Genomic DNA, 8,089 nt, shown 5'->3' with positions numbered 1-8,089 from the left:
CGCCGCAGCAGCCGATACCCACCCCGCCGCCGGCCGCGCAGCGCCCCGCGCCCGCGCGTATCGACCAAGTCCGCGCCGAACTCGACGAGTTGAGCAGCTTCCTGCGCGGCAACGACGAACCCGCGAACGGGCAGAGCGGGCGTGATTTCCCGCCGCCGAACGGCCCGAACAGCCCGAACGGCCCGAACAGCCCGAACGGCCCGAACAGCCCGTACGACCGTGACCGCCGTCCGGAGGACAACAGGTGAGCGTTCCCGGACGCGTCATCGCCGGCCGCTACGAACTGTCCACGCTCATCGGGCAAGGCGGCATGGGCCAGGTCTGGACGGCGTACGACCAGCGCCTCGACCGCCGCGTCGCCGTCAAGCTCCTGCGCCCCGACAAGGTCGCGGGCCAGGAGGCCGACGAACTGCGCCGCCGCTTCGTGCGCGAGTGCCGCGTCACCGCCCAGGTCGACCACCCCGGCCTCGTCACCGTGCACGACGCGGGCAACGCGGACGACGACCTCTACCTCGTGATGCAGTACGTCGACGGGTCCGACCTCGCCGACCACCTCGCCGAACACGACCCGTACCCCTGGCCGTGGGCCGTGGCCGTCGCCACCCAGCTGTGCGCGGTGCTCTCCGCGGTGCACGCGGTGCCGATCGTCCACCGCGACCTCAAGCCGCGCAATGTGATGGTGAAGCCCGACGGCACCCTCACCGTCCTCGACCTGGGCGTCGCCTCGGTGATCGACTCCGACACCACCCGCCTCACCCACACCGGGTCCCCGATCGGCAGCCCCGCGTACATGGCACCCGAGCAGGCCATGGGCGGCGCGGTCGGCCCGTACACCGATATCTACGCACTCGGCGTTCTGCTGCACGAACTCCTCAGCGGCAACGTCCCGTTCGCGGGCACCACCGCACTCGGCGTCCTGCACCGGCACCTGTACGAACCCCCGCTGCCCGTACGCCAGTTGCGCCCCGAGACCCCCGAAGCGCTCGAAGCCCTGGTCCTGCGCATGCTCGCCAAGGACCCGCAGCACCGCCCCGCCTCCACCCAGGAGGTGTACGAGGCGCTGGTCCCGCTGCTGCCCACGCGCGGCAACCCGAGCGGACCGCTCGACCCGACCCGCCCGTTCCTGCGGCCCAGCGCACCCTGGCCGGACCGCGCCCGCACACCCGCCGCGCAGCCCACACCCATGGAGTCCACGAGCAAGCGCCCGGATGTCGCCCAGGCCGTGGACGACGTGAAGCGCCTGCTCGGCGAGGGCCGGATCACCCAGGCCGTCGACATCCTCGGCGCGATCCTGCCCGCCGCCGCCGCGCAGCACGGCGAGCACTCACCGGTCGTACGCACCCTGCGCAAGCAGTACGCGGCGACGCTGATGGACGACGGCCAGTACCGCCGCGCCCTGCCCGAACTGCGCCGCCTCGCCGACGAACGCGCCGCCGAGGCGGGCGTCGCCGATCCGGCCGCCCTGCAGTTCCGCTACGACGCCGCCCAGTGCCTCGAGCAGCTCGGCGAACCGGCCGCCGCCCTCACCGAATACCGGGCGCTGCTTCCGTACTACGAGAACCAGTACGCGACCACCGACCGCGAGATCGCCCTCGAAGTCCGCCGCCGCATCGGCCACTTGCTGCTCGCCCTCGGCGACCGCGCCGCCGCCCACGACATGCTGCGCGCGCTCCTGTACGACGCGGAACGGGTGCACGGTCCGGCCCACGCCTTCCCGGGCGAGATCCGCCGCACGCTGCACTGGCTGGGGCAGGTACGGGGCTGATACGGCACCGGGATTTCAGGCGCATCCCTAACTGGCCGCGAATCGTTGGTCGAACCAGTGGCCGAACCCCTGGTCCACTGCCTAACATCGATCACCGCAAGGCTTGTGCACTGACGCACAATCTCGCCGCAGCCGCCGGGAGGCCCCTCTTGCACCGCCGCCGTCGCACCGCACTCACCGTCTCCGCTGCCCTTCTGGTCGCGGCGCCCCTCCTGGCCGCCTGCTCCAACGAGGCCCATCCCGGCGCCGCCGCCGTCGTCGGCGAGGAGCGCATTTCCATGGCGCAGCTCCAGTCCCGGGTCAACGAGGTGCGCAGTGCGCAGCAGGCGGCCACGGCCAAGACGGACAACTACGGCCAGGTGGTGGAGAAGACCGGCGGCCTCACCCGCGACACCCTGCAGTCGATGGTCCTCGACCGCGTCCTGCACCAGGCCGCCGAGGACGCGGGCGTCACCGTGACCCGCAAGGAGATCCAGGGCCTGCGCGGCGAACTGGTCAAGCAGGCCGGCAGCCAGGAGGCCCTGGAGGCGGGCTGGTTGCAGCAGTACAACATCCCGCCGTCGAGGATCGACGACTCCCTCCGTACGGAGATCGAGGCCCAGAAGCTGTACCAGGCCCTGGGCGCCGACCCGCAGACCGAAACCGGGCAGCAGGCCTTCTGGAAGGCGCTCTCGGACGCCTCCCGCTCCCTGGACGTGGACCTCAACCCCCGTTACGGCACCTGGGACATGACCAAGAGCCGCCGTGCGGACACGGTGACCCCGTGGCTGCGTCAGGTCTCCGGGGCCAAGGAGGCGTAAGCGCCCGCTGCTGCGGCCCGCCCGCGGTGTGCCCCGGCCCACCGCGGGAACCCGGCCCGTATGACAACCACCGAGACCGAGCCCCGGCGGCCGCTCGGCAAAGAGAGCTCCGCACGCAGGCTGCCCTGGTGGATCAAACTCCCGGCCGCGCTCGCCGTGGTCGCCGTCCTCGTCCTGCTCGCCGGACAGCTGCGCCTGTTGCCCGGCCTCGACGACATCTTCGGCTCCGAGACCAAGGACCGCTCAGGCCCCGCCGTACTGAAGTCGCTGCGGGACATGAGCCGTTACGAAGGGGCCGCAGGCTCCTTCCAGGTCGTCGTCGACCTGGAGAAGGACGCCAAGTTCCTGCCCGACGCGATCCGCGGCACCCGCACCCTGTTCGTCGGCTCCGGCACCGCCAGCGCCTATGTCGACCTGGGCGCCCTGAAGGAGGACAACGTCCGCGTCGACAAGGAACGCACCACGGCCACCCTCGTCCTGCCGCACGCGAAGCTCGCCAAGGCCACGCTCGACCCCGACCGCTCCTACACCGTCTCCAAGCAGCGCGGAATCCTGGACCGGCTCGGTGACCTGTTCTCCGACAACCCGGCCGGCGAACAGGCCGTGAACAAGCTCGCGGTCCGGCATATCTCCGCCGCCGCGAAGGACAGCGGTCTGACGGCCCGCGCGGAACGCAACACCACCGCGATGCTGGAGGGCCTGCTCACCTCGCTCGGCTTCGAGAAGGTGACGGTGCGCTACGCGTGAGTGCCTGGCGAAGGCGGCTCAGGGCACGGGTGAATCCCTGACGCGGGCGCGGGGTACGTTGGCCGACGTGAACGCTCCCGACGCCCCCGGCCGCATCGTCCTGCTCACCACGACCCACCGCGTGGCACCCGGCCTCCTGTCCTGGCCGGCCTGGCAGGCCCTGCACAGCGCCGACCTGGTCCTGTGCACCGACCCGGACCACCCCCAACTCCCGTATCTGCGCGAGGCGGGCGTCACCGTGGAGCAGCGCACCCCCGCCGCCGAGGAACTCGTCGACGTCTGCGCGGGCGCCCGCACCGTGATCGTGCTCGCGAGCGGCGAGGGCGACCCCCGGCTCACCGACGGTCTGGCCCGGCTCGCGGGATCGGGCCGGTTGCAGATGCCCGACCTCGAGCTGCTCCCGGCCTCGTACGATCTGCCGGGCGCCCGCCTCCTCGACCTCGTCCAGGTCATGGACCGTATCCGCCGCGAGTGCCCCTGGTCCTCGCAGCAGACGCACAAGGGCCTCGCGAAGTACGGCATCGAGGAGTCCTACGAACTCGTCGAGGCCATCGAGGACGGCGACCGCACCGAACTGCGCGAAGAGCTCGGCGACGTCCTGCTCCAGGTCGTCTTCCACGCCCGGATCGCCGCCGAGGACGAAGAGGAGCCCTTCGACATCGACGACGTCGCGGGCACCATCGTCACCAAGCTGATCCACCGCCACCCCCATGTCTTCGGCGACGACACCGCGCAGACCCCCGAAGAGGTCAAGGCGCACTGGCTGCGCACCAAGGCCGAGGAGAAGCAGCGCGACTCGGTCACCGAGGGCGTCCCGCTCGGCCAGCCCGGCCTCGCCCTGGCCGCCAAGCTCGCTTCACGCGTCCGTACGGCAGGGCTGGACGTTCCGCTGCCGCGGGGCGCGGGCCTCGGATACGAGCTGCTCGCCCTGGCCGTACGCGCGGAAGCCGAGGGGATCGACCCGGAGGCCGCGCTGCGGGCGGCGGGGCGGGCGTACCGGGATGCGATCAGGGTCGTGGAGGCCGGCGAGAAGGGGAGCGGAGAGGCGGATACGGTCGAGGGGTGACCAGCACCGCCCCTGACGGAACCGCCCCGACCGGAACCACGCCGACCGGAACCACTCCGCCCGAGCTCTTCACGTGGGAGTTCGCCACCGACCCGTACCCGGCCTACGCCTGGCTGCGCGAGCACGCCCCCGTGCACCGCACCACGCTGCCCAGCGGGGTGGAGGCCTGGCTGGTCACCCGGTACGCCGACGCCAAGCAGGCGCTCGCCGACCAGCGGCTCAGCAAGAACCCGGTGCACCACGCGGGCGATGAACAGACCAAGGGCAGGACGGGCATCCCCGGCGAACGCAAAGCCGACCTGATGACCCATCTGCTCAACATCGATCCGCCGGACCACACCCGGCTGCGGCGCCTGGTCTCCAAGGCGTTCACCCCGCGCAGGGTCGCGGCCTTCGCGCCCCGGGTGCAGGAGCTCACCGACCAGCTCATCGACTCCTTCGCGCAGAAGGGGAGCGCGGATCTGATCCACGAGTTCGCCTTCCCGCTCCCCATCTACGCGATCTGCGATCTGCTCGGCGTACCGGCCGAGGACCAGGACGACTTCCGCGACTGGGCGGGCATGATGATCCGTCATGGCGGCGGGCCGCGCGGCGGAGTCGCGCGCAGCGTCAAGAAGATGCGCGGCTATCTCGCCGAGCTGATCCACCGCAAGCGCGCCGAACTGCCCGAACACCCGGCGCCGGACGAGGACTTGCTGTCCGGTCTGATCCGCGCGAGCGACCACGGCGAGCACCTCACCGAGAACGAAGCGGCCGCGATGGCCTTCATCCTGCTCTTCGCCGGCTTCGAGACCACGGTCAATCTGATCGGCAACGGGACCTATCAGCTCCTCCGGCACCCCGAGCAGCGCGCCCGCCTCCAGGAGTCGCTGGCCGTGGGGGAGCGGGGCCTCCTGGAGACCGGGGTCGAGGAACTCCTGCGCTACGACGGGCCGGTGGAGCTCGCGACCTGGCGTTTTGCCACCCAGGACCTGACCATCGGCGGTCAGGAGATCGCCGTCGGCGACCCGGTCCTCGTCGTCCTCGCCGCCGCCGACCGCGACCCCGAGCGCTTCGAGCAGCCGGACACGCTCGATCTCTCCCGCCGTGACAACCAGCATCTCGGCTACGGGCACGGCATCCACTACTGCCTCGGCGCGCCCCTCGCCCGACTGGAAGGACAGGCCGCGCTCGCCACCTTGCTCACGCGTCTGCCGGATCTCCGGCTTGCGGGAGAAGAGGGCGATTTGCGGTGGCGTGGGGGACTCATCATGCGCGGATTGCGGGCGCTACCGGTCGAGTTCACCCCAGAACGCCCCGCCTCGTAACACGCTGACGACGTCCCGTAACTGACGACCCGTCAAAACTGTGACTTTCACGTGATCTGCGCTGCATCGACTTGTGACTGACGTTCGAATGCGGCTACGTTCACCGCTTAGCTCAGCTGCCACTGGGGACCCAGGACCTGACGTACGTACGGGCCCGGATTCCCCGTGGTCCCTCAGCAGTGCAGTCACGCGAAAGGCGTTCACATGCTTTCCGGGAACGGTCGTCACCGTCGACCCCGCCAGGTCCCCGGCCTGGTCGTCGCAGCCGGCGTCACCGGCACAGCGCTCGCCCTGCCGCTGTTCGGCGCGACGGGCGCGAGCGCGGCCGACGGCTCCAGCTGGGACCGCCTCGCCGAGTGCGAGAGCGGCGGTGTGTGGAGTGCGAACTTCGGCAACGGGTACTACGGCGGGCTGCAGTTCGACCAGGCGACCTGGGAGGAGTTCGGCGGGCTCGACTATGCGCCGACCGCCGATCTGGCCAGCCGTGGCGAGCAGATAGCCGTGGCCGAGAAGGTCGTCGCGGCGCAGGGCTCGCAGGCCTGGGCCACGTGCGCGCCGATCGCCGGACTCGTGACGGCACCTCCGAGCGCCACGCCGGAGAGTGAGCAGGGCAAGACCCAGGACGGCAAGGGCGAGTCCGGCAAGACGGACAAGTCCGAGAAGGCGGACGGCAGCGCGACGCCGGACGCGGCCGGATCGACCGCATCGCCGGAACCTTCCGGCTCGGCCACTGCGGATCCCTCGGACCCCTCCGCCTCGGCGACGCCCGACCCTTCCGCCTCGGCCACTCCCGGCCTCGGTGACCTCCCGCTGTTCGGCGAGAGCGACTGGAACCTCGGCGGCTCCTCCGTATCGCCCTCATCCCCCTCGGATGATTCAGGCATTCCGGATGACCTGCCCACTCCGGGCGCCACGGAGGGCGGTGGCGCGGCCGGAAGTGATGAATCCGACAACTCCGGCGGCGATTCCACCACTTCGCCCGACGATTCCTCCGGCCGCCACCGCGGCGACCGCGCCCCCGACGACACCGCCGGCGCCGACCGCGGCTCCTCGGGCCGGCACGCCTCGCGTGACGACGAGGCGCGCGACGCGGGCGCCTCGGACGACGCGTACACCGTGCGGCCCGGCGACAGCCTCTCGGGCATCGCGGACGACCAGCAGGTCGAGGGCGGCTGGACTTCCCTTTACGCCGGCAACCGCATGGTCATCGGCGACGACCCGAACTTCATCGTGCCTGGCCAGGACCTGGTGCTCGGCCAGAACTGACGCGATAACAGGGGTGTGGACATGGGCGAGTTCGGCCGCGAATGTCCGTAATAAAGGAGCTTCGGGCGAAGTGAGAGATGGGTCTCACCGCCCCCGATTCTCTTTGAAATTCGGGCGTTTGCCCGTTTACGGTCGGGACCGCTCGCCATTGGTGAGCCCCGACGACCGCACGCCGAATCCTGCCGGCGGACGTACGGGAACAGTCGTCGCGTCATGCGCCGTAGGCAGGAGCGGGGGACCCAAGGTTTGCGCCGTGGGCGGCGGTTGAGAGACCGCCAACCCGGCTTGGGGTGAAGTGTCCGATATCGGTACGTGGAGACACGTGCATTTCGGACACCGGGTACTCACTGCACCCGAACCCGACAGCTCACCTCGCAGGCGTCGGTGAGGGGAAACTCCATGCTGTTTTCGGGTAAGGGCACTGGCAAGCACCGTCGTCTGACCAAGAGCGAGAAGGCCGTCCGCGCCGTCACGCTGGCCGGTGTCGCCGGCACCGCGATCGCCGCGCCGCTGATGAGCGCCGGCTCCGCCTCCGCCGCGACCACCTCCGAGTGGGACCAGGTCGCCCAGTGCGAGTCGGGCGGCAACTGGTCGATCAACACCGGCAACGGCTACTACGGCGGCCTGCAGTTCTCGGCCTCCACCTGGTCCGGCTACGGCGGCACGGCCTACGCGCCCACCGCCGACCAGGCCACCAAGGCGCAGCAGATAGCCATCGGCGAGAAGGTCCTCGCGGGCCAGGGCAAGGGCGCCTGGCCGAGCTGTGGCGTGGGCCTGTCCAACGCCTCGAACGACGCCGGCGCCGCACAGGAGGCCGCTCCGCAGCAGGAGGCCCCGAAGCAGGAGTCCGCGCCGCAGCGCGAGTCCGCTCCGAAGGCCGACCGCTCGCAGCGCACCGTCGAGACCCCGACCGGCAAGAAGGTCGAGAAGGGTGACGGCGAGTACAAGGTGAAGTCCGGCGACACCCTCTCGAAGATCGCCGAGGCGCATGACGTCAAGGGCGGCTGGGAGAATCTCTTCAAGCTGAACGACGACATCGTCGACGACGCGGACTTCATCTTCCCGGGCCAGCAGCTCCACTTGAGCTGACAGGGGCGACGAATAGGAGCCCCTGTAAACCCCGGGCCACGTCCCCCAC

At 70.7% G+C, this 8,089-nt stretch carries 7 protein-coding genes, 1 pseudogene and 1 riboswitch; all 8 genes and pseudogenes read left to right on the top strand.

What is annotated here, in order from left to right; translation table 11 throughout:
- Positions 1-248 (top strand): annotated as a pseudogene (locus G6045_RS37550) (hypothetical protein); the annotation flags it as partial.
- Positions 245-1,765: a serine/threonine-protein kinase gene (locus G6045_RS37545; protein ID WP_328708050.1), complete on the top strand. Its 1,521-nt coding sequence runs from the start codon at positions 245-247 to the stop codon at positions 1,763-1,765. The pseudogene G6045_RS37550 and the gene G6045_RS37545, both read left to right, overlap by 4 nt.
- A gap of 149 nt (positions 1,766-1,914) precedes the next feature.
- A complete protein-coding gene (locus G6045_RS37540) occupies positions 1,915-2,565 on the top strand; it encodes a SurA N-terminal domain-containing protein (protein WP_165336719.1) in 651 nt (216 codons plus the stop codon).
- 60 nt (positions 2,566-2,625) lie between these two features.
- Positions 2,626-3,312 carry a DUF4230 domain-containing protein gene (locus G6045_RS37535; protein WP_165336718.1) on the top strand — a complete coding sequence of 229 codons (687 nt, stop codon included), beginning with the start codon at positions 2,626-2,628 and terminating at the stop codon, positions 3,310-3,312.
- 67 nt (positions 3,313-3,379) lie between these two features.
- Complete coding sequence (locus G6045_RS37530) at positions 3,380-4,378, top strand: nucleoside triphosphate pyrophosphohydrolase (RefSeq protein WP_165336717.1); 999 nt, start codon at positions 3,380-3,382, stop codon at positions 4,376-4,378.
- Positions 4,375-5,685, top strand: coding sequence for a cytochrome P450 family protein (locus tag G6045_RS37525; protein WP_165336716.1), 1,311 nt, complete (start codon positions 4,375-4,377; stop codon positions 5,683-5,685). The genes G6045_RS37530 and G6045_RS37525 overlap by 4 nt, the downstream gene beginning before the upstream one ends.
- Positions 5,686-5,889: 204 nt before the next feature.
- Positions 5,890-6,951: a LysM peptidoglycan-binding domain-containing protein gene (locus tag G6045_RS37520; protein ID WP_165336715.1), complete on the top strand. Its 1,062-nt coding sequence runs from the start codon at positions 5,890-5,892 to the stop codon at positions 6,949-6,951.
- A gap of 206 nt (positions 6,952-7,157) precedes the next feature.
- A riboswitch (cyclic di-AMP (ydaO/yuaA leader) is annotated at positions 7,158-7,347 on the top strand.
- 3 nt (positions 7,348-7,350) lie between these two features.
- Complete coding sequence (locus tag G6045_RS37515; RefSeq protein ID WP_165336714.1) at positions 7,351-8,040, top strand: transglycosylase family protein; 690 nt, start codon at positions 7,351-7,353, stop codon at positions 8,038-8,040.
- Positions 8,041-8,089 lie beyond the last annotated feature (49 nt).

The sequence above is a fragment of the Streptomyces mesophilus genome (assembly GCF_011044995.1).
GTDB lineage: Bacteria > Actinomycetota > Actinomycetes > Streptomycetales > Streptomycetaceae > Streptomyces > Streptomyces mesophilus.
Note: the sequence above shows the minus strand (reverse complement) of the source record. Positions and strands in the feature narration are given on the sequence as shown.